We start from the raw sequence: 25,456 nt of genomic DNA on the forward strand, positions 1-25,456 counted from the left end.
GGACCGCGCCGCCCGCCCGGGGAGTGGCGGGCGGCGCGGTCCGCGGCTGCCGGGGTCCGGCCCGGCAGCCGGTACGCGGGGGCGGGCCGGACCCGTCAGGTCCGGCCCACCGCCGAGAAGGTGAAGGAGAACTCCGCGGGCGCCGCCTTCAGTCGGTATGGGGGGAGGACGCCCGGTCCGCAGGACTGGGAGCCGATGCCCTGCTGGGCGTGGTCCAGGTTGACCCAGACCAGAGGGCCCGGCGTCAGGTCCGGGGTGTGGCGGGCCGCGTCCAGCTGCTCGGTGGTCCAGCGGCGGGCGGTGAACCAGAAGAGGTCACCGGGGCCGCCGCTCTCGGCGCGCAGGCCCGCTCCGGTGGTGTCGGTGAGCTCGGCCCAGCGGACGTCCGCGCGGGCGCCGTTCTCCTGCGGGCGGACATAGGGGGTCTGCAGTTGGTCGACCGTCATCGACCACAGGCCCGTCATCGCGGCGGCCCGGGTGTCCGGATACGCCTCGCCCGGGCCGCCGCCGAACCAGCGGGCCGAGCCGTGGCGGGCCGGGATGCCGAAGCGGATGCCCAGGCGGGGGAGGGCGCACGGCCAGTCGCCCTCCGGGGTGACCGCGACCGTCAGCCCCAGCCGTCCGCCGTCCGCCGTCCAGCGGTAGTCGGCGCGCAGGGCCAGGTCGGTGGCGGCGGGGGCCACCCTCGTCCGTACGGTCAGGACGTCGCCCGCGACCTCGACCGCGTCCGGGCGGTGCCGCATCCGGTGCAGGCCGAGCGCCCGCCAGAGCGGGCCGTGGCGCAGGTCCGGCTGCCATGGCGCGCCCTCGTCGTTGTCGGTCGGGGCGCGCCAGACGTCCAGCCGGAGATCCGTGACCGGGATGCCGTGCAGGCGCTGGAGCATGCCGGTCGCGGCGTCGAACACCGCCGGGCCGAGGGTGATCAACCGCCCGTCCCGGCGGGCCGGTTCGCCCGTCGGGGGCGGTGGCGGGGACGGGCGCCGGCCGGCGGGGAGCTGCGCCCATGCCACGAGATGGCCCTCCGGTGCCCAGGCGGTGTCGGCGGCGAGGGTGGCCCGGACGGTCCACTGGCGTTCGGCGACAGCCGGACGGCCACGGTCATGACCGGCACCGGCACCGGCACCGGCACCGGCACCGGCACCGGCACCGGCACCAGCACCGGTACCCCGGCCCTCCGTGAGCCGCGGCGGTTCCGGCAGTTTCACCTCCGCGCTCTCGCCGGGGGCCAGCGGCGGCACGGGCAGACCGCCGGACGCCACCGGCTCGCCGTCCGCCTCGCAGGACCAGGTGAAGGCCAGGTGCGACAGACCGGAGAAGTCGTGCGTGTTGGTGATGCGGACGGTGCCCGCCGCGCCGTCGCCCTCGATACGGACGGGCTCGACGACCTTCTTGTACTCGGCGAGACCGGGAGAGGGCGTGCGGTCGGGGAAGAGCAGCCCGTCGCAGACGAAGTTGCCGTCGTGGACCTCCTCCCCGAAGTCTCCGCCGTACGCGAAGTACGGAGTGCCGTCCGCCGTGCGGCGGGTGATCCCGTGGTCGGTCCACTCCCAGACGAAGCCGCCCTGGCAGCGCTCGTACCGCTCGAAGAGGCGCTGGTACTCGGTGAGGCCGCCGGGGCCGTTGCCCATCGCGTGGGCGTACTCGCAGAGGACGAAGGGGAGTTCGCGGCGGCGCGCGTCCAGCTCCGGGTCGTTCAGCGGCTCCTCGGCGCGCCGGCCGATCAGCTCCACCTCGGCGTGCGGGGCGTACATGCGGGAGTAGACGTCGGTGTCGGCGCAGGAGGGGTCGCCCTCGTAGTGCAGCGGCCGGCCGGGGTCCCGGGCGCGGATCCACCCGGCCATGGCCGTCAGCCCGGGGCCGGTGCCGCACTCGTTGCCGAGCGACCAGATGATGACGGACGGATGGTTCTTGTCGCGCTCCACCATCCGCGCGGCGCGGTCCAGCAGGGCGGGGAACCAGCGTTCGTCCCGGACGGGGTTGTTCCGCCAGCCGGTGTCGGCGAAGCCGTGGGTCTCCAGGTCGCACTCGTCGACGACCCAGAGGCCGAGTTCGTCGCAGAGGCCGGGGAAGGCCGGGTGCGGCGGATAGTGGCTGGTGCGGACGGCGTTGATGTTGTGCCGCTTCATCAGCAGCAGGTCCCGGCGCATGGTGTCCGCGTCGACGGTCCGCCCGGTCTCCGGGTGGAACTCGTGCCGGTTCACGCCCCGGAACAGGATCCGGCGGCCGTTGACCTTGAGGACGCCGTCCTGCACCGCGACGGTGCGGAAGCCGACGCGGAGCGCGATCCGCTCGCCGGGCGCGGCCAGTTCGGCCTCGTACAGCCGCGGGGTCTCGGCGGTCCACGGCTCCACGGGCACGGTCGCGCTCTCGCCCGCCGCGAGGTCCAGGCCCAGTTCGGGGACGGTGATCCGGGCGGGAACCGCGCCGCCGCCCGGGCCGGAGCCGGGGCCTTCACCGCCGCCCGCACCGCTCCCGCCGGTCCGGCAGTCCACCCGCAGGGTCCCCGTTCCGGCGCGGTGGTCGTACGAGGCGTGGACGGTGAAGTCGTCCACCGCGCCGGGCGGCCGGTGCAGCAGCGTCACGTCACGGAAGATGCCGGGCAGCCACCACTGGTCCTGGTCCTCCAGATAGCTCCCGGCCGACCACTGGTGGACCCGGACGGCCAGCACATTGCCGCCGGGCCGGAGCAGCGCCCCGACCGCGAACTCGTGCGGCAGCCGGCTGCCCTGGAAGACGCCCAGCTCTACGCCGTTGAGCCAGACCCGGGCGCAGGACTCGACACCGTCGAACCGCAGCACGGTGTCCCCGGAGCCCGCCCCGAGCGGCCAGTCGTCCGGGAGTCCGAAGTGGCGCAGATGGTCGCCGGTGGGGTTCTCGTACGGGACCCGGGGCGGATCGACGGGGAAGGGGTAGCGGGTGTTGGTGTACGCGGGCGCGCCGTGGCCCTGGAGCACCCAGTGACCGGGGACGGCGAGCCGGTCCCACCCGCTCGCGTCGTGGCCGGGGCGGGCGAAGGAGTCGTCCTCGGCGTCGGCCGCGGGAGAGAGCCGGAAGCGCCACGCGCCGCCCAGGTCGAGCCGGCGGGCGTCGGAGGCCGCGTACCAGGCACGGGGCGGGAGGGTGCCGCGCCCGGGCGCTCGGTCCTCGTAGTGCGGAAGGGACGGGCGCCCCGCGGAGGACGGGCCCTCCGCATCCCCGGACGCGCCGGGGCGGGAGGCCACCCCCGCCGGGGCCCCCGAAGCCTCCGGGGCCTCCCGGGCCGTGGGGTCGTCCGCGTTCCGGAGCGGGTCCTGAGGTGTGCTCATGCGTCCCCCTCGGTCAGCCCTTGATCCCCGTCTGCGCCACGCCCTGCACCAGCCAGCGCTGCAGGACGACGAAGACCAGGATCAGGGGCAGGATGGATATCGCCGCGGCCATGAAGATCAAGTGCAGGTTGACGGTTTGTGCGGTGAGATAGGACGACAGCGCCACCTGCACCGTCCAGGACTCCTGGTCCTGGCCGATGACCAGCGGCCAGAGGAAGGCGTTCCAGCCGCCGATGAAGGTGATCACGGCGATCGCCGCGAAGAAGTTCAGCGAGTTGGGCACCACCACCCGCCAGTACGCGCCCCAGTGGTTCAGCCCGTCCACCCGCGCCGCCTCCTCCAGCTCCCGGGGGAAACCCAGGAAGTACTGGCGGAAGAGAAAGGCGGTGAAGCCGCTGAACAGCCCCGGGATGATCAGCCCCCGCAGGCTGGAGACCCAGCCCAGCGACGAGACGAGGACGAACGTCGGGACGAAGGTGACGGCCGCCGGGACCATCAGCGTGCCCAGCACCAGATAGAAGACCTTCTGCGCGTGCCGGTACGGGATGCGGGCCAGCCCGTAGCCGGCGGTGGAGCAGAGCAGCAGGGTGCCCGCGGTGTGCAGCACCCCGACGACCAGTGAGTTCCACAGCGCCCGGGCGAAGGGCACGGCCGGGTCGTCGAACAGCTCCCGGACGTTGCCCCACTGGAGGTCGGTGGGGAAGAACGTCCAGGTCTCCCCGGTGATGTCGGCGTCCGTGGAGAGCGCGTTGCGCGCGATCAGGTAGAAGGGGACGAGGAAGAGGACGGTGGCGACCAGCAGTGCCGCGTACAGCCCCGCGTTGCCGAGGGTGGTGCGGGCGCCCCGCGCCGCCCGGCCGGTTCCCGCCGCTGCGCTCATGCGTCCCTCTCCCGTCCGAAGCCCAGGAACCGCCCCTGGAGCAGGGTGACCAGGCAGATGAGCAGGGCCAGCAGCAGGGCGCCGGCGCTGCCGAGGCCGTAGTCCTGGTTCTCGCCGAGTGCCAGGTTGTACAGGTAGACCAGGGGCGGCCGGCCCCAGGTCGCCTTGTCCAGCAGGTTGTAGAACTCGTCGAACGCCTGGTAGGCGGCGATGAGGAGAAGCAGGATCACCGCGCTGGAGGTGGTGCGCAGCTGCGGCAGCGTGATGTACCGGAAGGTCTGCCAGCCGGGCCGCGCGCCGTCGATGGCCGCCGCCTCGTAGAGGACCCGCGGGATGTTCTGCAGCGCCGCCAGGAAGAGGATCATGTAGAAGCCGGACTGCAGCCACAGCCGCACGGTGACGATCACCAGCCAGTACCACGGCGGATCGGGGGAGGCCAGCCAGGCGACGGAGTCCACCCCGAGCCATCCCAGGACGGTGTTGGCCAGTCCGAAGCGGACCCCGTTGAAGATCGACATCTTCCACACCAGCGAGGCGGCCACATAACTGCACGCCGTCGGGAGGAAGAACGCGGACCGGAAGAACGCCCGCATGAAGCGGATGCGGTGCACCAGCAGCGCCAGCCCCAGCGACAGGGCGAAGGTGAGCGGGACGGCGAAGAGGGCGAACACCGTGAAGGTGCCGAGGCTCCGCACGAAGTCGCCGTCGGAGAGCATCGTCAGGTAGTTCTCGAGCCCCACGAACTCCGTGGGGGTGACGGTGGAGCGCGCCTCGAAGAGGCTCAGCCACAGGCTCCAGCCGATCGGGAGGTAGACGAAGACGAGCAGTCCGGCCAGGAAGGGCCCGGTGAACAGCCAGAAGGCGAGGGCGTGTCCGCGCTCCGCCGTGCGCCCCGTCCCCGGCCGTGCCGGACCGGCCGGCGCCTCGCGGGCCGGCACGGGGCGCCGGCCGCGGCGGGCGGGCCGGTGCGGGGGCGTCGCCATGGTGGTGGCCCCGCCCCTAGCCGAAGATCTTGTCGAGATCGCGCCGGATCTTCTTGTCCGCCTTGTCGAGCTCGCGTTCCGGATCGGCGTCGTCCCGTACGGCGTTGGCCATGACGTCGGTGAGGGTGGTGATCATCGACTGGGTCCAGGACGGGTTGTCGAAGATGCCGGCGGTGTTGAAGAGTTCGACCCCCTCCGCCGCCAGCCCGGACGTGAGCTCCTCCGCACCGGCGGCCACCGATCTGCGCGGCGGGATGTGGAAGCCGTAGTCCAGGCACCACTCGCGCTGGAACTCCTTCTGGTCGATCCACAGCCACTTGACGAACGCCTTGGCCGCGTCGATGTCCTTCGCCTTCGCCGAGACGAACGCCGACCAGCCGCCGTTGTAGACCGCCGGGCGGCCCTTCGGACCGCCGGAGGACGGCCAGGGCATGATGCCGACGTCGTCGCCGTGGGCGTCCAGGATCTGCGGCATCGCCCACATGCCGCACCACTGCATCGCGCACAGCCCCTGGTTGAAGGAGGCCGGGTCCCAGTGCTCGGTGGGCGCCCCCTTGAGCAGCGCCTTGCCCGCGTACAGCCGGCGCAGCTTGCGCAGCGCCTCGACCACCTCGTCGGTGTGGTACGCGATCTCGTTGTCCGGGGTGAGGAGTTCGGCGCCGGTGGACCAGATCAGCGGGTTCTGGACGGGCTGCAGGGTCTGTCCGAGGTAGAGGCCCTTCACCTTGTCCGTGGTGAGCTTCTCGGCCGCCTCGATCAGCGCGTCCAGGGTGTCCGGTGGCTCGATCCCGGCCTTCTCCAGCAGGGACTTGCGGTAGTACAGGAACTGCGGATCGTCGATCATCCGCACGCCGTAGACCTTGCCGTCGATGGTGTGGGAGGCGATATCCGCCTCGTTGAAGTCGTCCTTGACGCCTTCGAGGATGTCGTCGAGCGGCACGATCTGCCGCTCGTGCGCCATGTGGATCTGCGGGTGGAACTCGAAGACGTCCGGCCCGTCGGAGGAGAGCAGTGCGGTGAACAGCTTCTTCTCGTACTCGCCCGGTATCCACTGCACCGAGACGTCCGCGTCCTGGTAGGCCTTGGCGAACTTCTGGGCGGCCTGCTGCGTGCCCGGCTCGCCGTAGGCGTGGTACATCTGCTTGATCGACCGGCCGGATCCCCCGCCGCGGCCGGTGTCCGAGCCGCAGGCGGTCAGCGCGCCCAGGGCCGCGATCCCTCCGGCGGCGCGGAGGACACCGCGGCGGTCCCACTCTCTGCTGCTGATGACCGGCATGTGACGTCCCGTCTGTAGCGGCTCAACTCACTTCTGCCCGACGCGCGTTGAGGTGCGGTCGCGGTGGTGCCGTGGTGCGGTACTGCCGTCGTGGTGCGGGACGCTAGCCATCGTCCAGGGGTTCGGCAAGGGGTTGGAAGAAGTCTTCTCACCGGGGCGTCCCGGAGGGCCGCGGATCACCACGGGCGGTTCGGTATCCCGGACGAGCGGACGGCGGCGGCCCGGGATGCCGGCGCCACGGCCCACCCGGCGCGGGGTCACCACGGCCCAGCGGTTGGAGAGTTCCGGGCGGTGCCCGGTGCTCAGCGGGCGGCCGCGTCCGTGCCGCCGACGGGGCCCGGGAGGAGGGCCGGCGCGCCCGGCCCCGGCGCCCTGCGTCCGACGGAGGCGAGAAAGCCCTCCAGGGCGAAGGTCGCGGCGCCGAGGCTGACGGGGTTGGTGGGAATCGGGCTGAGGACGATCTCGGTGCCGGCCAGCGGCCGGGCCAGCGCGTGCCGGGCCACCACCTCCCGCACCCCGGTGAGCAGGGGTTCCCCGAGCAGGGACGCGACCCAGCTGCTGAGCACGATCACTTCCGGGTTGAGCAGGTTGACGAGGTCGGCGATGCCGGCGCCGAGGAAGCGGGCCGTCTCGCGGACCGCCGCGACCGCCACCGGATCGCCCTCCGCCGCCGCCCGCGCGAGCGCCGCGATGGTGGCGGTCTGGTCGCCCGGGCGCAGCAGCGGGCTGCCCGGGTCGAGCTCCCGCAGCCGGCGCATGATGCCGGGCGCGCCGACATAGGTCTCCACACAGCCGCGGTTGCCGCAGTGGCACGGGTGGCCGTCCAGGACGAGGGTGGTGTGGCCCCACTCGCCGGCGCTGTTGGTGACACCCCGGTGGAGCGAGCCGCCGAGCGCGAGCCCGGCGCCCACCCCCGTACCGAGGTTGACCACGACGGCATCGCCGCGGTCCCGCGCGGCGCCGAACCACAACTCGGCCACCGTGCAGGCGCGGAGCGGGTTGTCGAGGTGGAGCGGGTGAGGGACGTGCCCGGCCAGCAGGCTCAGCAGCGGGACGTCGTGCCAGTCCCAGTTGGGCGCGTAGACCGAGACGCCGCCCTCGCGGTCGACCTGGCCGGGCACGCTGACGCCGACGCCGAGGATCCGGCCGTCCCCGGCTCCGTCCCCGGCTCCGTTCCCGCTCCCGGCCCGCCCCGTCACCGACTCGACGGCCGCCGCGATGTGGCCGACGACCTGACCGGGCCCGCTCTCGCCGGGGCGCAGCTCCTCGTCGGCCCGGGCGAGGACGTTCAACGCCAGGTCGAACAGCTCCACATGGACGTAGGTCTCGGCCACGTCGACCCCGACCAGGGCGCCGCCGGCGGCGTTGACGGCGACCAGGCCGCGTGGCCGGCCCCCCGCCGACTCCTCGAAGCCCACCTCGGTGAGCAGGCCGAGCGCCAGCAGCTCCCCGACGAGGTTGGCGACGGTCGCCAGGCTGAGACCGGTGGCGGAGGCCAGTTCCTGCCGGGAGACGGGGGAGTGGGCGATGATCTGCCGCAGCACCCCGTAACGGTTCGCGGTGCGGATGTCCCGGGACGTACGTCTCACGGCGTGCCCCTCCGCCCCTCGCGCCCTCGCCCTCCCCGGCGAAGCGCCAGGCTATGCGTCCGGGCCGGGTTCGACAAGCGGTTGGGAAAAGGGTCGGAGGAACCGGAACGGGGCCACTGCCGGGACGCGGTGCGGCGCGGCGGCCGGGGCCGCCGCGCCACGGGTGCGGTGCGTCGTGAGGGTGCCGTCCGGGGACCGGTCCGCCGGAGCGCTGGTCAGCTCATGTAGATGTTGGAGTTGCCGCTGCTCTGGTAGCCCTCGGTCGCCAGGATCATGTAGTAGCTGAAGTTGCCCAGCTGCAGTCCCGCTCGGGACCAGGCGTCGAAGTGGTTGCCGGTGGTGATGGTCCCGCCGGTCTTCTTCTGCTGCCGCGTGCTCCAGTACTGGTCGAAGGTCTTGGTGCCCTCGACGGAGGGGGCGTTGTACCGCGTCGTCTTGTAGATGTCGTACGTGCCGCCGTCGCTGTAGACGGTGCCCCGGTGCTCGCCGGTGGGCCGGTAGCTGCCCCAGTTGTCGACGATGTAGTACTCGACGAGGGGGTTCGAGGTCCACCCGTAGAGGCACAGGTAGCCGTTGCCGGAGGGGTTGAAGCTGCCCGAGTACTGCACTGTCCTGCGGCTGCCGTTGCTCCAGCCCTTGCCGCAGACGAAGTTGCCGGTGTTGCTCCACTGGGTGCTGTAGTTGCCGCCCGAGCCCATGGTCATGGAGACCGTGTTCTGGGCGTCGGTCCAGAACGAGTAGTAGTAACCGTTGTGGTTGCCGGTCTGGTTGGTGGTGATGGTCTGGAGGGCGCGGGCCTGGGCGGTGCCGGGCACCACCAGTCCGGACGTGGCCAGCGCCAGGGCGCCGGTGCCGCCGATGAAGCCCCTGCGGCTGAGCGAGCGGCCGGGGGTGTTGTCCTTGTGCATGATTCCTCCTGGTGGGGGCTGGCGGAGGCCAGGCAGCGTGATACGACCCGGCGGGCCTGACGGTGGCCGGGGCGGCGCCGACCGCGAGCGCCGGGGTCGGGCGGCACGCGCGGGATCGGCCGGTCGTCCTGCGGTCGGCGACCGGGGAGGGCCGGGTCGCGCGGGTGAACCGGATCGGCGGGGTCGGGCCCGTCGATGCCGCTAGTGTTGAGCCGGGCTGTCACGTTGTCAACAGTTTCCGGAAGCATTGCGGAAACACCGGCCTGGTAAAGAAGTTCCGCAGGCGGCATTGTGCCTGGTCAAACCTCTCATGGTGTGCTTCTTGGTGACGGCGGTGAATCTGATGCCCGCTCAGTGATCAGGTTTCCGGCCCACGTCATCGAAAATTTTCGGAAACATTCCGGACGGGTCGGCGTCCGGGTGCGAGGGTCGCGACGTCCCCGCCGGCGCGGTGATCGCCGCGTACGGCCGCACCGGCGGACCGCACACCTGCCCGGCCCCGTCGAGGACACCTGACGGCCTCTCATGCGCCGGCGGGCCACGGCCCGGGAGCCCCGCCACCGTCCGGCCCGCGCGGCCTGCCGCGGCGGCCGGGGCGCCATAGGCATTCCCTCTGGCGTCCGCTGACATTTCGTCTTTGCCCTTCGTTGTTTTCCGCATCCAGTGTGAAACGACTCGACGAGGTGCTCACCATGATTTCTCCGAAGATTCGCGGTCTGCGCACGCTCAACGGATTCCTTCGTCAAGCGGACGCGACGTGGGGCGGGGGCTTGAAGGGTGAAATGAAGAAATGAGACCCCAGGCATGAACAACGCATACAGCGACAAGAACGTAGTGATCACGGGCGGCAGCAGTGGCATAGGTGACCGGAGAGGCCGCGGAGCAATTCAAGGTGGAACGGGTCGCGGCGAACCCCATGCGACGTTTCGGAACTCCGGAAGAAGTCGCCCGGGCGGTGGCATTCCTGGCCTTCGACGCCACGTACACCGCGGGCGCCGAGTTCGCGGTGGACGGGGGTACAACCCAGTTGTGAGCAGGCCCGGCCCGTTCCCGGATAAATCCGGTGGATTACCAGAGCTCTTGGCGCAGGAAATCGAGCAGGGCCATTTCCGCCGGGCCCGCCCCGGGCCGGATCGCGGCGACCAGCGGTCCACCCGTGGTGACCGTGGGCAACGCGGTTCCGCCGGCGGAGATTCCCGCCGGCACGGCGAGAGCCGGTCCGCTCCCGGTGGCCTGCGGCGCCGGCGCGATGGACCGGAGAGCGGCGGCGCTCAGAACCGGTCCGGGCACCAGGGTTCCGTCGCCGTACGGAGCTGGAGGCCGGCGCGGGCGGCGGCGCCGGGCCGCAGCTCCGTCACCAGCCCGGCCGCCGCAAGCTGCGGCACGGTCACCCCGCCCAGGTAGACGGCGCCCAACGCGGCAGCGTCGAGGCGCAGTTCCGGCTCGTCGGTGGTGGGGGAGAGGCGGCCGGTGCCGTCCTCCGAGGTCTCCAGCAGCCGGCGCCCGGCGAGATGGCCCTCCGGGTCGGAGATGTCGAGCACGGTGCGGCCGGGCACGTCGTAGCGGCGTGCGGCGAAGGCGCGCGGCCCGTCGAGGACGCGGACCCACAGATCGTCGCCCGTCCGCTCGGTCCGCACCGCGGCGCGCGGATTGACCAGCCACAGCGGCAGCGGGTCGTCCGGCGCGATGTTGCCGATCGCGATCCGGCGCACCAGATCGGTCTCCAGGGCGTACCGCCACAGCGCGGCGGCGGCCGCGGGGCCGGTGGCGGCGTGGTCGAGGACGGTGAGGGTGGCGTCCGGGTCGCCGCCGGTGGTGCGCTGCTCGACGTGGTAGGTGAGCAGTCCGGTGACGCGCCCGTCCCCGTCCCGGTGGGCGGCGGCGAAGAACGGGACGGGCCGGCCGCCGGCGAGGGCCGCCGCACCCGTGATCTCCTCCCAGTGGTCCGGCGGACGGCTGATCGCGCCGTGCCGGGTACGCCGGTAGCGGTCGTGCAACTCCGGTGCCACGCGGCGCAGTTCGGCCATCCCGATCAGCTCGATCCGGGCTCCCGGGCCCAGCTCGCCGATGCCGGGCCGCAGACCGCCGGAGCGCGGCACGTCGATGGTCCAGCCGCCGAACCGGGTCGCCCGGCCGAAGCCGAACCGCCCGTAGATGCCGTACTCGGCGGCCGTGAGGAGCGCGAAGACATCGCCGCGCTCCCGGGCGAGCCCGAGATCGCGCCGCATCATCCGGGTGAGCAGCCCGCGCCGGCGGTGGGTGGAGGTGACGGTGACATCGGCGATCCCGTCGGCGGGCAGCACGGCGCCCCCGGGAACCGTCAGCTCCATCGGGATGCTGCGGAAGGTGCCCACGCACCGCTCGCCGTCCCAGGCGCCGAGGAAGCGCCCCGGCTCGTAGTGCCGCCGCCACCAGTCGGCGGACGGATCCGCCCCGGGCCCGTGCCGCAGGAAACCGGTGTGGAGGGCGCGCTGCCACTCGGGCCCCTCGCTCTGGCCGACGAGGCGGACGTCGATGCCGGTGCCGCCGCGGTCCGCGGACCCTGCTGTCATGGTCGTCGTCATGCCCGCACGGTAGGCGCTCCTCCCGGGGCCGGGCACACACATTTCCGGTGGTGCGGAGGAGCGCAAGAGCTCTCCCGCACCACCGGTGTGACGGCCCGCAGGGCGCGTGCCTAGCGCTTGGCGGCCACTCCGGCCCAGAGACTGACGGCCGCGTCGGTCAGCTCGCCCAGCCTGACCAGTTCCTCGGTCTCCTCGTCCGGGTGCCAGCGGTGCGGCACCTCCAGGCCCGGCTCCACCAGCTCCAGCCCGGTGAAGAACCGCTCCACCTCAGCCTTGCTGCGCACCTGGGCGTTGCCGCCGTCGGCCTTGTAGACGTTGATGGCCTGTTCCCACTCCTCCGGGGCGAAGTCCGGCGTGCACTGGGTGAAGATCAGGTACGAGCCGGGGACCAGCGGCTCCAGCAGGTGCTTGATGATGCCGTGCGGGTCCTGGTCGTCGGTGATGTAGTGGAAGAGGCCGACGAGGCTCAGGGCGATCGGCTGCTCCAGGTCGAGGGTGTCGCGGAGTTCGGCCGATTCGAGGATCGAACGCGGGTCGGTGATGTCCGCCTCGACGTAGGCGGTGCGGCCCTCGGGGGTGCTGCTGAGCAGACCGCGGGCGTGGGTGAGCACGATGGGGTCGTTGTCGGCGTAGACGACCCGGGACTCGGGCGCCACGGCCTGCACGACCTCGTGCAGATTGGGGCTGGTGGGTATTCCGGTGCCGATGTCGAGGAACTGGCGTATGCCGCGTTCGGCGAGGTAGCGGGCCGCCCGGTGCATGAAGGAGCGGTTGGTGCGGGCCGCGGTGCGGAAACCGGGGAAGGCCTGGAGCAGCTTCTCGGCGACCTCCCGGTCCGGCGGGTAGTGGGTCTTGCCGCCCAGGAAGTAGTCGTAGATGCGTGCGCTGTGATGGCGGTCCAGGCCCAGGTCACGGCCTGTGCCCTCCGGCCGGGTCCGTCCGCCGGGTTGGATGTTGCCGCCCATGTGCGCCCCTTCAATCAGGTGATCGATCGTGTTCGGAATCGTAGCCGCAGCGGAGCCGTCGGCCCGGTGTTTCCGCCCACCCAACCACCTTGGCCGATAAGCGGGTTGACCGGCCAGGGTCCGGACGTGGCAATCGGCCGGGAAGCACGGGGGTGTTCGAGGGCGGAAACGGGGCGGACGGTGCGAACCGGGTGGAACGCGGGTGGCGGCGGAGCCCCGGGCCACCGGAAGGGGGTTTTCCGGCGGCCCGGGGCGGTCGGTGCCCGGCCGGACGGCGCGGGCCGGGGCGGGGCGGGTCCGCGGACCGCGGACCGGGGGGCCGTGGATCAGTGCGGTGCGCCGTTGTGCCCGGCGAAGTCCGGCGGGGTGAGCGGGCTCATCGCCGTCACATCACGGGGCACGATCTGGAAGCCCTGCCAGTGGACGGGCATCGGGGCCTGGTCCTCGTCCCGCGCATGGTGGTGGAAGCCGACGTTGACCCAGGTGATGGGGTGCTTGAGGGTCTCGCCGTTCACCCACTTGTCCACGCTCTTGCCGGGGCAGGAGCGGTTGTGGCTGGCGAACTGCTCGCAGGCGTCGTACTGGGTGAAGAACACGTCCTTCTTGGTGTACGGCCGCCCGGGGTACTTGCTGCCGTGCCCGAGGACGAGTTCGTAACTGCGCGGGTGGTTGTCCTTGTTCTTGCCGGCGGTGCTGACGACGCGCCACCAGCGCTGGTCCGCCGCGTTGCCCGCGAGCTCCTTGGTGACCGTGGTGCGCTTGGTCTTCGTCCGCGGCGTGCCGCCGGCCACCGGGGTCGTCGTGGAGTCGAACTGCTCCACCTTGGCCTTCGGGGAGCCGTCGAGACCGAAGTTGAGCCGCCAGAAGACGTTGTGACTGTGACTCAGCGCACGGTCCCTGCTGTTCTTGCCGAGCGGCATGCCGTAGCCGTCGGCCGCGTCGTAGTCACCGGGGGACAGCTCACCGGTCGCGCCGACCTGCGTGGAGATGGTGCCGTCGTCGGAGAACCGCCACTCGGTGATGTACTCGTAGTAGGCGACCTTGTTGACGGTGTAGACGAGCAGGTCCGTGCCCTGGGCGGTCGACACGCTGCCGCCGTCGTCGGACGCCAGCCGGTAGGCGTGGCCGCGGGCACGGGTGGTGACGCACACCCCGTTGGCGGCGGGCACGTCGGGCAGCCGGACCTTCTTCAGGGTGCCGCCCGGGCACTCCTCGGTGCCGAGGTCCGCCACGCCCTCGCCGAAGGAATAGCCGGTGAGGTCGTCGTACTCGGCCCGGCCGTCGTCGTAGGGGACGTGGATCTGGGCGAGCTTGGCGGTGGTGAGCACGGGGATCGGCCGCGGCTCGCCCTTCGGCTGATAGGTGATCTTGTCCAGGACCAGACCGGCCTTGGTCGTGTAGTGCCAGCACATCCGCCAGGTGGTGCCGCCCGAGAGCTTCTTCTCGATCGTGTAGGCCGCGCTGCAGGGTGCCGCCTGCGGTGCGGAGGGCGCCTGCGGCGCGGTGCCGGCCGCGTTGGCCACCGGTCCGGCGGCGGCCGCGGCGCCGCCCACCAGGGCCGTCAGGGCGAGGGCCGCCCGGGCGCGCTTCCGGACAGGGCCGAGTCGTCGTGTCGACATGCGTGATGACTGCTTTCTGGTCTGCCGGGGCCGGTCGGGCACCCGGTGAAGTCGGTGAGGGGGAGGCGGGGAGGTCAGCCGATCCGGCTGACGGTGCCTGCGCTGAGGTCGATCACCAGATGCCGGACGTCGATCCACGGGCCGTCCGTGACCTTGGTGAACAGCCGCACGCAGCGGTGCTCCCCGCAGGCGCGCACCCGGTCGGGCCCCGCGTTCTCCCCGTCCACCCGGTAGATCATCGCGGTGGTGGTGAGCTGCCCCGGTCCGGTGAGCGCATTGCCCGTGGCCGCCTTGTAGTCCTGCTTCAGCCCCGCGCCGAGCGGGTCCGCCAGCAGCACCTCGACGGCCTCCACGGCCTCCGCGCGGGTGGGCGGCGGCTGCTCGCCCTCGCGGGTCTCCGTCTTCTCGACCTCTCCGGTCGACAGATTGACGGTCTTCAGGACGAGCTGGTCGTCCTTGTAGTCGTAGAACGACACCTCCGCGCGGCGCGGCGGTGCCGCGTCGTCCACCTCCGACGGCTTCAGCTCGACGAGATCCGTGCCGAGCACCTCCGGGCCCCGGTCGCCCTCCACGTCCTCGCTGCCCGAGCGGAGCCCCGGCGTGAGGGCCAGGCGCTCCACGCGCCGCAGCTCGTCCGTCGTGAGCCCGTCCCGGCCCACGCCCCGCTTGCCCACGGGCGGCTCCTCCTCGACCACACCCGCCGGCTGCCGGGCGGCCGCGTCCGCCGCCCGGTCACCATTCTCCCCGCCGGGCCTCTCCTCCGCGCCGGCGCCGGTCCCAGCGCCGTCGGAGGCTCCCGCGTTGCCCGGCAGCGTCACGGCGACCGCGATCGCCGTACCGCTCACCGCGATGGCCGCACCCGCCAACAACTTCCCCACCCGGCGGTGCATCAACGTCCCCACTCGTGCTCCCCATCCCCGTACGTCTCCACTCGCGCCCGAAGTGCGCGACTTGGGCAGGAGGACGCCGTGACGGCGAGCGGGGTTCAGCGCCGTTGCCCTCCTTGCGCGTTGTGGCGGCGGCTCCGGGGCCCTTCGGGCAACGCCCCCGGCCCGCAGGGCAGTTCACGGGTGGCGGCGCCGGGGACGGGGCCGGGCCGCGGCCCGGGGGCGGGGCCGCGGCGTGCCGCTCCGGCCGGGCGGGATCATCCCCGGCCGATGAGTCTTCGGCGCCACGGGCGGTCCAGCGGGACAGTGCGGACATATGTGCGGAAACCGAATCGGGAGCAGGGCAGCGGCGCCGGCCGGTGGCGGAGCGGTTTGACGCGCCGCCGGAAGGGACACCCGCACCGCCATGACGAGCGGACTGCTGAAAGGCGCCCTGGCCGGCGCCGCCGGAACAACCGCCCTGAACGCCGCCACCTACGGGGACATGGTCCTGCGGGCCCGTCCCGCGAGCTCGGTGCCGGAACACGCCGTCGACGACCTCGCGAAAAGGGCCGGTCACCCGGTCCCGGGCCGGGGCGAGGACCGGGACAACCGGCTCTCCGGGCTGGGCGCCCTCTCCGGGATCGCGGTGGGCGTCGGGACCGGCGCCGCGCTCGGCGCGCTGCGCCGGGCCGGGCTGCGGCTCCCGCTGTGGCTCGGCGGGGCCGCCGCCGGGGTGCTGGCCATGGCGGCCACCGACCTGCCGATGGCCCGGCTCGGTGTGACCAGTGACCCCCGCTCCTGGTCGGCCCCGGACTGGGTGAGCGACCTCGTCCCGCACCTCGTCTACGGCTATGTCACCGGCGCGGCTCTGGAGGCGATGGACCCGGGCGGCCCCTGAGAGTCCCGGAAGCCGGAAGCCGGAGGGCGGGCGGGAGCCGGGGGACGCGGGACGGGCCCGGCCAGGGGCATGCCCCCTGGCCGGGCCCGTCCCGGGTACGCGGAGGGCCGGTGAAAGCCGTCAGGTGCCGGTCAGCCCGGCCCGCCGGAGGATGCCCCGGGCCTCCTCCGCCTTCCCGCCCCGCACGACGACGTCGTAGCGGGAGGCGACCAGCCGCCGGGTGGACGCGAAGTCACGGCGCCCGCCGGTCGCGGCGTGCCCGACGAAACCGAAGACGGCACCCCAGGCCGCGCCGATGAGGACACCGCCCAGGATCAGCCCGAGCCACACCGGCCCGGTGGTGAAGAGCCCCACGAGCAGCCCGATCAGCAGACCGAACCAGGCACCACCCGCCGCTCCCGCGGCCGCCGCGCGCCCCTTGGTGAGGCGGCCGGTGACGTGCTCCACCAGACGCAGCCCCGACCCGACGATGTCGATGTGCTCCACGGGGAACTTCTCGTCGGAGAGCCGGTCGACCGCGGCCTGGGCCTCCTCGTACGCGTCGTAACTCGCCACCGTGTTCCATGCGGCGCTGATCGGGTCCAGCGGCCGCGCATCGGTCTCGGACATCACGACCCCCTTTCGGTCCAGAGGTTTCGGTCCAGAGGTGTACAGAGGTGAGGTCACGCTCCGGGTGCCCGGCGGGCCGGGGACTACGCACCGCACGCCCGGCCGGTACACGGAGTGTCCCCCGTGCCTCCGGCCGACGGCCGGGCCGGGCCGGGCCGGGGCGCGGTGCACGGGTGCGCGGGTGCGCCGCGGGCCGGAAGGAGGCCCGGGCCGCCGCGCACCCGGCCGGCGCGGGTATGTTGACCGGCACCCCCGCACCCCCGCACCCCCGCACCGCAGGAGAGCCGCCCCGCCATGCCGTCCGACCGCCCGCGCCTGCTCTACGTCACCGACCCCGCCTACCCCGCGCGCGGCCGCCGCTACGGCGACGAGGACCTCGCCCTCTCCGCGCGGCTCCGCGAGGACTTCACCGTCGCCCTGTGCCACCCGCTGGACGCGGCGGAGCTCATGGCCGCCTTCGACGTCGTACTGATCCGCAACAGCGGACCCGTCACCCATTACCAGGCCGCCTTCGACGCCTTCCGCGACCGGGCCCTGGCCGGCGGTGTGCGCGTCCAGCCGCCGCTGACCGGCCGGGGGGACATGGCGGGCAAGGGGTATCTGGCCGAGCTGAGCGCCGCCGGATACCCGGTGATCCCGACCGCGGCCCGCCGCGAGGACCTGGCGGCGCTGCCCGCGGCGGACGAGTACGCCGTCAAACCGCTGCGCGGCGCCGACTCGCACGGCCTGGTCTTCCTCCCCCCGGACCGGCTGGGGGAGGTCCGCTTCGGTGACGTCCTCGTCCAGCCGCGCATCCGTTTCCGGTACGAGGTGTCGTTCTACTTCGTCGACCGGGTCTTCCAGTACGCCCTGTACGCGCCCCGCCCCGAGGAGCGCTGGCGGCTGGAGCCCTACGAGGCGGGCCCGGAGGACCTGCGGTTCGCCCGCCGCTTCGTGGAGTGGAACCCGGCGGACCACGGCGTCCAGCGGGTCGACGCCTGCCGCACCGCGGACGGGGAGCTGCTGCTCGTCGAACTGGAGGACCTCAACCCGTATCTCTCCCTGGACCTGGTGGACGAGGACACCCGCGAGCGCTTCGTCGCCGCGCTCAAGAGCTCCCTGCACCGGCTGGCCGCGGGTGGCCGGGAGACGCCGGCGCGGGCCGCCGGTCCGGGCGGGCCCGCCGCATAGCCCGACCGCGGGCCGCCCCCCGCCGCCGGAGCCGCTCCGGCCGCCTCGGCGAGGGCCCCGGCCGCGCCCCGCCCGGCGCGCTCAGCCGCCGCCCGCGGCCCGGACCGGTACGACGGCCACCGGGCAGGCGGCGGTGTGCAGCACCTCCGCGCTCACCGATCCCAGCAGCGCCCGCCGCACCCCGGTACGGCCGTGGGAGCCGACGACGACCAGCTCCGCCCCGTGGGACGCCTCCGTCAGCGCGGCGGCGGGCCGCCCGGCGACATGGCGCGTGGTGACCGGGACGTTGGGGTATTCGTGCCGCCATGCCGTGGCCAGGTCCTCCAGGTCCCCCGGGCCGTTCTCCGCCCGGGTGACGGCCTCCCGGTCCGGCACGGCCGGTCCCACGGGCTCCACGGTCATCGGTTCCGGCCGGGAGCCCGCCGCCAGCAGGGTCAGCTCCGTCTCCCGCAGCGCGGCCTCCTCGAAGGCGAACCGCAGCGGCTCGGCCGTCGGCTCGGCGGTGTCCACGCCGACGACCACCCGGTGCGCCGGGTGGACCGTGGTCCGGCCCGGCCGGACGACGATCACCGGGCACTCGGCGTGCGTCGCCACCTGCCAGCTCACCGAGCCCAGCGGCAGCCGGGGGAAGCCGCCGGTGCCCCGGTGCCCGACGACCACCAGCGACACCCGCGCGGAGCGGTCGACCAGCGCCGCGGCCGGGCGTCCCGCGAACGGCTCCGCCACCACGTTCAGCCCCGGGTGCTCGGCGTGCGCCTGCGCGGTGAACGGCGCCAGCACGGCCGCAGCCTGCGCCTGCGGGGCGGAGACCTCCCGGTAGACCTCGGCCGCGCCGGCCGGCAGCGGCCACTCCACGGCGTGCAGGATGTGCAGCGGCAGGCCCCGGCGCGCCGCCTCCGCCGCCGCGTGCCGCACCACGATCTGCTGGTCGTGCGCGTCGTCGACGCCCACGAGGACGGGGCCCGGCCCGGTGTCCCCGGGGGCGGGATCCTGCTCCACCATGGCGGCTCCCTCGCGCGTACGGGTGGCACCGGCCGGGGGCTGCGCGGCCCGCCGGCGGACGCCGTACCGGTATCCCCGGCACCCGCTCCGTAAACGCGGGGCCCGCGGGGCCGTCCGGGGGCGGGTGTGCGGGCCGGGACACCGGGAAGGGCTCCGACTGTTCCCGGAACATCGCGACACCGCTGAGGAGAAGAGCAATGGAGTACGCCCGCACCATCACCCTGGACCTCCCCTACGACCAGGCCGTTCCCCGGGTGAAGGAGGCGTTCGCGGAGCAGGGGTTCGGCACGCTCACCGAGATCGACGTCCGCGCGACGCTGAAGAACAAGATCGGCGAGGACATCGAGGACTACGTCATCCTCGGCGCCTGCAACCCGCACCTCGCCCACCGGGCCCTGGACATCGAGCGGGAGATCGGCCTGCTGCTGCCCTGCAACGTCGTGGTGCGCGCCGCGGGGGACGGGACGACCCTGGTCCAGGCGCTGGACCCGGGGGTCATGGTCAGTGTGCCGGGACGGTCGGAGATGGAGCCGGTGGCGGAGGAGGCCGGCCGGCGCATCCAGGCCGCTCTGGAGGCCCTCACGACCTGACGCCCTGGCGCCCGACGGCCCGGCGGGCTGATTCGGATCTCCCGGGCATGCGACCGGCCGGGGTCCCGGAGAGAACGGTCTCTCCGGGACCCCGGCCGGTTCCGCTGTGCGCGGGGCGCCGTGGGCCGTCCGCCGCGGGGGCGGGGTCAGGCGAGAGCGAGGAAGAGCTTCTCCAGTTCCTGCTCGCTCATCGGGGGCGTGTCCTCGTCGGCCGCCGCCATGCACTGCCGCATACCGCTGGCCACGATCTTGAACCCGGCCCGGTCCAGTGCGCGGGACACGGCGGCGAGCTGGGTCACGACATCCTTGCAGTCACGCCCGGCCTCGATCATGGCGATCACGCCTGCCAGCTGTCCCTGGGCGCGGCGCAGACGGTTGAGCACCGCGCCGACAGCTTCCTCGTCCACCTGCATTCGGACGCCTCCTTCATACCGGTTGTTCATGGTACCCGGGCTGGTATGGGCCCGGGCGCGGTGTCCGGCTGCCGGACGGCGGCACCCGGGCGGGGCGGGGGAGGGGAGTGACTCCGGGCCGGGGGCGGGCTTCCTGCCACCGGTGCCGATGGCGTACCGTGGCCGCCCTCGCATACCCCATTGGGTATGGGGAACGCGGTCCCGTGCCGGAACATTCCCGGGCCTGCCCGCGGGCGGTGCCGGGAGGGTGCCCGCCGCCTCCGGGCCGGGCCCCGGGGCTGTGGTGCCGCGGCTCCGGGCCGGGGGGCGCCGGATGCCCCCGGGGGGCTCGGCGCGGGCCCTTCCGCGTCCCGGGAAATACGGGCGGGGGTATAGGGTGTTGTGGCGGACATACCCCCCTAGGTATTTGAGGAAGCAGGAGGAGCGCATGTACTTCGTCGAGACTCTGGCCCTGGAAGGTCTGGGTAACCGCAGCTACCTGGCCGGCGGGCGGACCGCCGCCGTGGCCGTGGACCCGCCCCGCGACATCGACCAGGTTCTCGCCGCGGCCACCCGCCGCGGAGTGCGCATCACCCACGTCGTGGAGACCCACATCCACAACGACTACGTGACCGGCGGCCTGCAGCTCGCGCGCCTCACCGGAGCCCGCTACCTGGTGCCCGCCGGAGCGAACGTCTCGTTCTCCCGTGTCCCCGTCGCCGACGGCGACACCGCGGAGCTGGAGGAGGGCGTCGCCGTACGGGCGGTCGCCACCCCCGGCCACACCCCCCACCACACCTCCTACGTCCTGGAGGACGGCGGAGTGCCGGTGGCCGCCTTCACCGGCGGCTCCCTGCTGATCGGCACCGTCGGCCGCCCCGACCTCGTCGAGCCCCGGCTGACCGAGGAACTGGCCCGCGCGCAGCACGCCTCCGCGCACCGGCTGGCCGAGCTCCCCGACGAGGTGAAGGTCCTGCCCACCCACGGCTTCGGGAGCTTCTGCTCCTCCTCGCAGGCCGAGGGCGAGTCCACCACCATCGGCCGCGAGAAGACCGGCAACGACGCCCTGACCAAGGACGTCGACACCTTCGTCGCCGACATGCTGGCCGGCCTCGACGCCGTCCCCGCCTACTACACGCACATGGGCCCGGCCAACGCCGAGGGCCCCGGCCCCGTCGACCTGACCGCGCCCCGCCGGGCCGACGCCGCCGAGATCGCGGCACGGCTGGCCGCCGGGGAGTGGGTCGTGGACCTGCGCAACCGCGTCGCCTTCGCGGAGGGCCACGTCGCCGGCGCGTTCAACTTCGAGCTCGAAGGACAGCTCGCCACCTACCTGGCCTGGATGATCCCGTGGGGCAAGCCGGTGACCCTGCTCGCCGAGACCCCCGAGCAGATCACCGCCGCGCAGCGCGAACTGGTCCGGGTCGGCATCGACCGCCCGGCCGCCGCCGCCACCGGCGCCCCCGCCGAGTGGGTGGACAACCCGGAGGCGCTGCGCTCCTTCCGCCGCTCGGACTTCGCCACGCTGGCGAAGGAGATCGGGCGCGGCGCGGAGACGGTCGTCCTGGACGTCCGGCGCGACTCCGAGCGGGCCGGCGCCCGGATCCGCGGCTCCGTCCACATCCCCATCCACGAGCTGCACGGCCGGCTCGGCGAGATACCGGAGGGCACGGTGTGGGTGCACTGTGCCGGCGGTATGCGCGCCGGGATCGCCGCGTCGATGCTGGACGCCATGGGCCGCGAGGTGGTGGCCGTGGACGACAGCTTCGACAACGCCGGCGAAGAGGGCCTCGTCGAGAACGGCTGACCCTCCGCCCCCCGAACCGGTGGCCCGTGGCCGGCCGAGGACCCGGCCGCGGGCCACCGCCCGTCCCCCCGTCGCCCGATCCGTCCCTCTCGTCCTCTCCCCGTCCCGCTGTCCGCGCAGTCACCCGGAGATTCCATGACCCTTCCGCACCGCCCCCGCACCCCCGAGATCACCGTGGCCGAGGCCGTCGAGCGAGCCCGCAGCGGCGACGCCGTCCTGCTCGACGTCCGGGAGACCCCCGAGTTCACGGCCGGGCACGCCCCGGACTCCGTCTTCCTGCCGCTCTCCGCGCTGGCCGCCGGCGCGGACCTCCCGGCCGAGGCGCGGGGACGCCGGGTGCTGGCCCTCTGCCGCTCGGGCAACCGCTCCCGGCAGGCGACCGAGATCCTGAACGGCCGCGGCATCGACACCGTCAACGTCGCGGGCGGTATGCGCGCCTGGGAGCAGGCCGGGCTGCCGGTCCGCACGGCCGGCGGAGGCCCCGGCCAGGTCGTCTGACCCGCCCCGCCTCCGCGACCCACCCGATCGCCCCGGCCGTCCGGCCGGGGCGATCGCGCTGCCGGGAAACGGACAGCGCAAGGGGAGCCGGAGCCGCGGGGGCGATGACCGGACCGGGACACCGGAGGATGCCCCTGCGGGTATGGTGTGGGCCGCCGGTTCCTCCCGTCCGTCCACCGGACGGCGGGGAAGCCGCCGCGCGCCCAGGACGTACCCTGACCGACCGGGTACGGGCCGCGCCCGGCCCCCGGCAGGCACCCCCGGCAAGCAGGCCCCGATCCCGTAGGCGCGACGAGTAAGGACCCGGAATCCATGAGCTCGGCTCTGACCCCCCAGCAGCTGCACCCCCGCCTGGACCACCTCACCGTCATAGACGTGCGCACCCCCGGTGAGTACGCGGGCGGCCACATCCCCGGCGCCCTCAACATCCCGCTCGACCAGCTCCGGCGCGCCCTGCCCGAGCTCCGGGAAGCGGCCGGGCGCGGCGAGCTCGCCGTGGTCTGCGCCTCCGGCTCCCGCTCGCAGCAGGCGTGCGAGGAGCTCACCGCGGCCGGTGTCCCCGCCGCGACCCTCGTCGGCGGCACCGACGCCTGGGCGGAGCACGGCCATCCGCTCGACCGGCCCGAGGGCGGCCGCCGGGCCTGGGCGATGGACCGGCAGGTCCGGCTGGTGGCCGGCTCCCTGGTCCTGCTCGGCCTGGTCCTCGGCCTCTTCTTCCCCATGGCGCGGTGGATCTCGGCGTTCATCGCCGGCGGACTGGTCTTCTCCGCCCTCACCAACACCTGCGGCATGGCCGTCATGCTGGGCAAGCTGCCCTACAACAACCGGCCGCGCGGCGGCGCCGGCCTGGACACCACCCTGGCGGAACTCCGCGGCTGACGGCACGGCGCCGCCCCGGGTGCGCGTCCCCACCGCAGGAAGCGGGGGCGCACCCGGGGCGGCGCGGTGTCCGGAGCCGGCCGGACCCCGTGATCCCGGCCGGGCTTCCGGAGGTCCGTCAGCTCGTGCCGTCCGCAACCGGCGGCAGGACGTTGCTCCGGGCCACCCCCGCGTACCAGCGGGCGCTGGACTTCGGAATGCGCGTGCCGGTCGGGTAGTCCACGTACACCGCGCCGAACCGCTTGCTGTAGCCGTAGCCCCACTCGAAGTTGTCGAGCAGCGACCAGAGGAAGTAGCCGCGGACGTCCACCCCGTCCGCGATCGCCCGGTGCACGGCGTCGAGATGGCCGTGGAGGTAGCCGATCCGGCCCGGGTCGCGCACCTCGCCCTCCGGGCCGGCGTAGTCGTCGAAGGCCGCGCCGTTCTCCGTGATCATCAGCGGCAGCCCGGGAACGTCGTCCCGGACCCGGAGCAGCAGGTCGTACAGCCCGCTCGGGTCGACGGCCCACCCCATGGCCGTGGTGTCGCCGGGCGGCAGATGGAAGGCCACCCGGTCACCGCCCGGCCAGGGGCTGTACGGGCTGGCGCCGTGCCCGTCCGAGCGGTGCGCCCCGGCCTCGGCGGCGGCCGAGACGAGGGTGGGCGTGTAGTAGTTGACGCCCAGGAAGTCCAGCGGCTGCCTGATCTCGGCGGTGTCGCCGTCCCGGACGAACGACCAGTCCGTCAGATGCGCGGTGTCGGCCAGGGTGTCGGCCGGGTACGCGCCCTGCAGCATGGGCCCGGTGAAGACCCGGTTGGCGACGCCGTCGATCCGGCGGACCGCGTCCGCGTCCTCGGCGCTGTCCGTCAGCGGCCGTACGTGGTGCAGGTTGAGGGTGACGGACACCTTGGTGCCGGCGGGCGTTCCGGAACGCAGCGCCTGGACGGCCAGCCCGTGCCCGAGGTTGAGGTGGTGCGCCGCGCGGAGCGCCGCCACCTGGTCGGTGCGGCCCGGGGCGTGCACCCCGGAGCCGTAGCCGAGGAAGGCGCTGCACCAGGGCTCGTTGAGGGTGGTCCAGGTCCGGACCCGGTCGCCGAGCGCCTCGGCGGCCAGGGCCGCGTAGTCGGCGAAGCGGTGGGAGGTCTCCCGCTGCGGCCAGCCGCCGGCGTCCTCCAGATCCTGGGGGAGGTCCCAGTGGTAGAGGGTGGCGACCGGCTGGATGCCCTTCTCCAGCAGTTCGTCGGTGAGCCGGCGGTAGAAGTCCAGGCCCTTCTGCAGGGCCGGACCGCGCCCGGTGGGCTGGACGCGCGGCCAGGAGATGGAGAACCGGTAGGCCCCCACCCCCAGATCCGCCATGATCGCGACGTCCTCGCGCCAGCGGTGGTAGTGGTCGGTGGCGATGTCCCCGGTGTCGCCGTTGCGCACCTTCCCGGGCGTGCGGGAGAAGGTGTCCCAGATGGAGGGGGTGCGGCCGTCGATGTCGGCGGCGCCCTCGATCTGGTAGGCGGCGGTGGCGGTGCCCCAGAGGAAGCCGGGCGGGAAGGCGCGGCCGCCGGTGGAGTCCGCGGCGGGGGCGGTCGTACGGGTTGCTGAGGACACGAGGGGTCCTTCCACGGTGCGGTGGTACGGAGGGGGAGGGGAGGAGAGGGCAGCCGGGGGAGACCGGACGGCTGCCCGGTGGGGAGGAGGGGAAGGGAGGCGAAGCGAGGGGAGGGGACGGGCCGTCAGCCCTTGACCGCGCCCTGCATGATCCCGCCGACGATCTGGCGGCCGAAGACGACGAACATCAGCAGCAGCGGCAGCGTGCCGAGCAGGGCGCCGGCCATGATGACCGACTGGTCCCGCACATAACCCGCGCTGAGCTGGGTCAGGGCGACCGGGATCGTGGGGTTGCTCATGTCCAGCGCGATGAACGGCCAGAAGAAGTCGTTCCAGGCGTGCACGAACGTGATCATGAAGATGACGGCCATCGCCGGGCGCGCGACGGGCAGCACGATGCTCCAGAAGATCCGCAGCGAGTGCGCGCCGTCGACCCGGCCGGCCTCGATGAGCTCGTCCGGCAGCGCCTCGCTGAGGTACTGCCGCATGAAGAACACACCGACCGCGCTGACCAGGGTCGGGAAGATGACGGCGGGCAGCTTCTGCCCCCAGCCCAGCTCGCTCATCATCATGAACAGCGGCACGACGCCGAGCTGGGGCGGCACCATCATCGTGCCGATGACCAGCGTCATCAGGACGTTGCGGCCCTTGAAGCGCAGCTTGGCGAAGGCGAAGCCGGCCAGGGTGGCGAAGAGCACCGTGGACAGGGCGATCGTCCCGGCCACGATGGTGCTGTTGATCAGGGCCTGCCCCATCGCGGCGTCCTGCCAGGCCGCCGCCAGGTTCTTGAAGAGGTTCGGGCCCGGCAGGAAGGGCGGAGGGGTCTGGCTGACCCGGGTGTTGTCGGTCGAGGCCGCCACCATCGTCCAGTACAGCGGGAAGACCGAGAGGAGGGCGGCCAGGATCAGCAGGGCGTAGGAGAGCGGGCCGGCGTGGTGCTGGCGGCCGGCCCGGGGGCGCAGCCGCAGCCGCAGCCGGTTGCGGGCCGGGAACGGCGCGGGACTCGGGGGGGACTTGCGGGGGTTGGCCCGGCCGGGGACGGTTTCGGTGGTCATGGTGGTTACCGCTCCCTGG

Annotated in this window: 22 protein-coding genes and 1 pseudogene; 8 read left to right on the plus strand and 15 right to left on the minus strand. The window is 73.4% G+C overall.

Annotation, left to right across the window (positions count from 1 at the left end):
* Positions 1-95: 95 nt before the first annotated feature.
* The 6 genes from LIX60_RS30005 to LIX60_RS30030 all read right to left on the minus strand — a co-directional run bounded on the left by LIX60_RS30005 (position 96) and on the right by LIX60_RS30030 (position 8,941).
* A complete protein-coding gene (locus tag LIX60_RS30005; protein ID WP_227962445.1) occupies positions 96-3,305 on the minus strand; it encodes a glycoside hydrolase family 2 TIM barrel-domain containing protein in 3,210 nt (1,069 codons plus the stop codon).
* A gap of 13 nt (positions 3,306-3,318) precedes the next feature.
* Positions 3,319-4,185, minus strand: a complete 867-nt coding sequence (locus tag LIX60_RS30010; protein ID WP_227962446.1) for a carbohydrate ABC transporter permease — start codon at positions 4,183-4,185, stop codon at positions 3,319-3,321.
* Positions 4,182-5,168 (minus strand): carbohydrate ABC transporter permease, encoded by a 987-nt coding sequence (locus tag LIX60_RS30015; RefSeq protein WP_227962447.1) that lies wholly within the window; start codon positions 5,166-5,168, stop codon positions 4,182-4,184. Before LIX60_RS30015 ends, LIX60_RS30010 begins: the two co-directional genes overlap by 4 nt.
* Positions 5,169-5,184: 16 nt before the next feature.
* Positions 5,185-6,444: an ABC transporter substrate-binding protein gene (locus LIX60_RS30020; protein WP_227962448.1), complete on the minus strand. Its 1,260-nt coding sequence runs from the start codon at positions 6,442-6,444 to the stop codon at positions 5,185-5,187.
* A 302-nt stretch (positions 6,445-6,746) separates the two neighbouring features.
* Complete coding sequence (locus tag LIX60_RS30025) at positions 6,747-8,033, minus strand: ROK family transcriptional regulator (protein WP_227962449.1); 1,287 nt, start codon at positions 8,031-8,033, stop codon at positions 6,747-6,749.
* 215 nt (positions 8,034-8,248) lie between these two features.
* Positions 8,249-8,941: a glycoside hydrolase family 11 protein gene (locus LIX60_RS30030; RefSeq protein WP_227962451.1), complete on the minus strand. Its 693-nt coding sequence runs from the start codon at positions 8,939-8,941 to the stop codon at positions 8,249-8,251.
* A gap of 665 nt (positions 8,942-9,606) precedes the next feature.
* Between LIX60_RS30030 and LIX60_RS31655 the strand changes: the two genes are divergently transcribed.
* Both LIX60_RS31655 and LIX60_RS30035 read left to right on the plus strand, forming a co-directional pair.
* Positions 9,607-9,735, plus strand: coding sequence for a hypothetical protein (locus LIX60_RS31655; RefSeq protein ID WP_265584961.1), 129 nt, complete (start codon positions 9,607-9,609; stop codon positions 9,733-9,735).
* Between the two features lie 68 nt (positions 9,736-9,803).
* Positions 9,804-9,974: pseudogene (locus LIX60_RS30035) on the plus strand (SDR family oxidoreductase); the annotation flags it as partial.
* A 238-nt stretch (positions 9,975-10,212) separates the two neighbouring features.
* Here LIX60_RS30035 and LIX60_RS30040 read toward each other — a convergent pair.
* The 4 genes from LIX60_RS30040 to LIX60_RS30055 form a co-directional block, all read right to left on the minus strand.
* A complete protein-coding gene (locus tag LIX60_RS30040; protein WP_227962453.1) occupies positions 10,213-11,505 on the minus strand; it encodes a GNAT family N-acetyltransferase in 1,293 nt (430 codons plus the stop codon).
* A gap of 110 nt (positions 11,506-11,615) precedes the next feature.
* A complete protein-coding gene (locus LIX60_RS30045; RefSeq protein WP_227962455.1) occupies positions 11,616-12,470 on the minus strand; it encodes an SAM-dependent methyltransferase in 855 nt (284 codons plus the stop codon).
* Positions 12,471-12,796: 326 nt separating this feature from the next.
* Positions 12,797-14,089 (minus strand): copper amine oxidase, encoded by a 1,293-nt coding sequence (locus LIX60_RS30050; RefSeq protein WP_227962457.1) that lies wholly within the window; start codon positions 14,087-14,089, stop codon positions 12,797-12,799.
* 74 nt (positions 14,090-14,163) lie between these two features.
* Positions 14,164-14,967, minus strand: coding sequence for a Tat pathway signal sequence domain protein (locus LIX60_RS30055; protein ID WP_308101959.1), 804 nt, complete (start codon positions 14,965-14,967; stop codon positions 14,164-14,166).
* A 415-nt stretch (positions 14,968-15,382) separates the two neighbouring features.
* Here LIX60_RS30055 and LIX60_RS30060 point away from each other — a divergent pair, with 415 nt between their 5' ends.
* A complete protein-coding gene (locus tag LIX60_RS30060; RefSeq protein WP_227962459.1) occupies positions 15,383-15,856 on the plus strand; it encodes a hypothetical protein in 474 nt (157 codons plus the stop codon).
* A gap of 120 nt (positions 15,857-15,976) precedes the next feature.
* Here the strand turns inward: LIX60_RS30060 and LIX60_RS30065 are convergent, their stop codons facing one another.
* Positions 15,977-16,465 carry a general stress protein gene (locus tag LIX60_RS30065; RefSeq protein WP_227962460.1) on the minus strand — a complete coding sequence of 163 codons (489 nt, stop codon included), beginning with the start codon at positions 16,463-16,465 and terminating at the stop codon, positions 15,977-15,979.
* 294 nt (positions 16,466-16,759) lie between these two features.
* On the opposite strand from LIX60_RS30065, the gene LIX60_RS30070 reads away from it, so the two are divergent.
* Positions 16,760-17,635, plus strand: a complete 876-nt coding sequence (locus LIX60_RS30070; protein WP_227962461.1) for a hypothetical protein — start codon at positions 16,760-16,762, stop codon at positions 17,633-17,635.
* A gap of 81 nt (positions 17,636-17,716) precedes the next feature.
* On the opposite strand, the gene LIX60_RS30075 is transcribed toward LIX60_RS30070, so the two are convergent.
* Positions 17,717-18,637, minus strand: a complete 921-nt coding sequence (locus LIX60_RS30075) for a universal stress protein (protein ID WP_227962463.1) — start codon at positions 18,635-18,637, stop codon at positions 17,717-17,719.
* 197 nt (positions 18,638-18,834) lie between these two features.
* Between LIX60_RS30075 and LIX60_RS30080 the strand changes: the two genes are divergently transcribed.
* Positions 18,835-19,227: a DUF302 domain-containing protein gene (locus LIX60_RS30080; RefSeq protein WP_227962465.1), complete on the plus strand. Its 393-nt coding sequence runs from the start codon at positions 18,835-18,837 to the stop codon at positions 19,225-19,227.
* A 146-nt stretch (positions 19,228-19,373) separates the two neighbouring features.
* On the opposite strand, the gene LIX60_RS30085 is transcribed toward LIX60_RS30080, so the two are convergent.
* Complete coding sequence (locus LIX60_RS30085; RefSeq protein ID WP_019707948.1) at positions 19,374-19,640, minus strand: metal-sensitive transcriptional regulator; 267 nt, start codon at positions 19,638-19,640, stop codon at positions 19,374-19,376.
* A gap of 427 nt (positions 19,641-20,067) precedes the next feature.
* On the opposite strand from LIX60_RS30085, the gene LIX60_RS30090 reads away from it, so the two are divergent.
* From LIX60_RS30090 to LIX60_RS30100, 3 genes are all read left to right on the plus strand, one after another.
* Entirely contained in the window at positions 20,068-21,426 is a 1,359-nt protein-coding gene (locus tag LIX60_RS30090; RefSeq protein WP_227962467.1) for an MBL fold metallo-hydrolase, read from the plus strand.
* A gap of 135 nt (positions 21,427-21,561) precedes the next feature.
* Entirely contained in the window at positions 21,562-21,924 is a 363-nt protein-coding gene (locus LIX60_RS30095) for a rhodanese-like domain-containing protein (protein WP_227962469.1), read from the plus strand.
* Between the two features lie 312 nt (positions 21,925-22,236).
* A complete protein-coding gene (locus LIX60_RS30100) occupies positions 22,237-22,803 on the plus strand; it encodes a rhodanese-like domain-containing protein (RefSeq protein ID WP_227962471.1) in 567 nt (188 codons plus the stop codon).
* Positions 22,804-22,921: 118 nt separating this feature from the next.
* On the opposite strand, the gene LIX60_RS30105 is transcribed toward LIX60_RS30100, so the two are convergent.
* Both LIX60_RS30105 and LIX60_RS30110 read right to left on the minus strand, forming a co-directional pair.
* Positions 22,922-24,382 carry a GH1 family beta-glucosidase gene (locus LIX60_RS30105; protein ID WP_227962472.1) on the minus strand — a complete coding sequence of 487 codons (1,461 nt, stop codon included), beginning with the start codon at positions 24,380-24,382 and terminating at the stop codon, positions 22,922-22,924.
* Positions 24,383-24,507: 125 nt separating this feature from the next.
* A complete protein-coding gene (locus LIX60_RS30110; protein ID WP_227962473.1) occupies positions 24,508-25,437 on the minus strand; it encodes a carbohydrate ABC transporter permease in 930 nt (309 codons plus the stop codon).
* Positions 25,438-25,456 lie beyond the last annotated feature (19 nt).

It is taken from the genome of Streptomyces sp. S07_1.15, from assembly GCF_020739505.1.
Lineage (GTDB): Bacteria > Actinomycetota > Actinomycetes > Streptomycetales > Streptomycetaceae > Streptomyces > Streptomyces xinghaiensis.

Excerpts from the sequence above, each read along its gene's own strand:
- LIX60_RS30005 (WP_227962445.1), bottom strand. The coding sequence starts at position 3,305 with ATGAGCACACCTCAGGACCCGCTCCGGAACGCGGACGACCCCACGGCC.
- LIX60_RS30010 (WP_227962446.1), bottom strand. The coding sequence starts at position 4,185 with ATGAGCGCAGCGGCGGGAACCGGCCGGGCGGCGCGGGGCGCCCGCACC.
- LIX60_RS30015 (WP_227962447.1), bottom strand. The coding sequence starts at position 5,168 with ATGGCGACGCCCCCGCACCGGCCCGCCCGCCGCGGCCGGCGCCCCGTG.
- LIX60_RS30020 (WP_227962448.1), bottom strand. The coding sequence starts at position 6,444 with ATGCCGGTCATCAGCAGCAGAGAGTGGGACCGCCGCGGTGTCCTCCGC.
- LIX60_RS30030 (WP_227962451.1), bottom strand. The coding sequence starts at position 8,941 with ATGCACAAGGACAACACCCCCGGCCGCTCGCTCAGCCGCAGGGGCTTC.
- LIX60_RS30040 (WP_227962453.1), bottom strand. The coding sequence starts at position 11,505 with ATGACGACGACCATGACAGCAGGGTCCGCGGACCGCGGCGGCACCGGC.
- LIX60_RS30045 (WP_227962455.1), bottom strand. The coding sequence starts at position 12,470 with ATGGGCGGCAACATCCAACCCGGCGGACGGACCCGGCCGGAGGGCACA.
- LIX60_RS30050 (WP_227962457.1), bottom strand. The coding sequence starts at position 14,089 with ATGTCGACACGACGACTCGGCCCTGTCCGGAAGCGCGCCCGGGCGGCC.
- LIX60_RS30060 (WP_227962459.1), top strand. The coding sequence starts at position 15,383 with ATGACGAGCGGACTGCTGAAAGGCGCCCTGGCCGGCGCCGCCGGAACA.
- LIX60_RS30065 (WP_227962460.1), bottom strand. The coding sequence starts at position 16,465 with ATGTCCGAGACCGATGCGCGGCCGCTGGACCCGATCAGCGCCGCATGG.
- LIX60_RS30070 (WP_227962461.1), top strand. The coding sequence starts at position 16,760 with ATGCCGTCCGACCGCCCGCGCCTGCTCTACGTCACCGACCCCGCCTAC.
- LIX60_RS30075 (WP_227962463.1), bottom strand. The coding sequence starts at position 18,637 with ATGGTGGAGCAGGATCCCGCCCCCGGGGACACCGGGCCGGGCCCCGTC.
- LIX60_RS30080 (WP_227962465.1), top strand. The coding sequence starts at position 18,835 with ATGGAGTACGCCCGCACCATCACCCTGGACCTCCCCTACGACCAGGCC.
- LIX60_RS30085 (WP_019707948.1), bottom strand. The coding sequence starts at position 19,640 with ATGCAGGTGGACGAGGAAGCTGTCGGCGCGGTGCTCAACCGTCTGCGC.
- LIX60_RS30090 (WP_227962467.1), top strand. The coding sequence starts at position 20,068 with ATGTACTTCGTCGAGACTCTGGCCCTGGAAGGTCTGGGTAACCGCAGC.
- LIX60_RS30095 (WP_227962469.1), top strand. The coding sequence starts at position 21,562 with ATGACCCTTCCGCACCGCCCCCGCACCCCCGAGATCACCGTGGCCGAG.
- LIX60_RS30100 (WP_227962471.1), top strand. The coding sequence starts at position 22,237 with ATGAGCTCGGCTCTGACCCCCCAGCAGCTGCACCCCCGCCTGGACCAC.
- LIX60_RS30110 (WP_227962473.1), bottom strand. The coding sequence starts at position 25,437 with ATGACCACCGAAACCGTCCCCGGCCGGGCCAACCCCCGCAAGTCCCCC.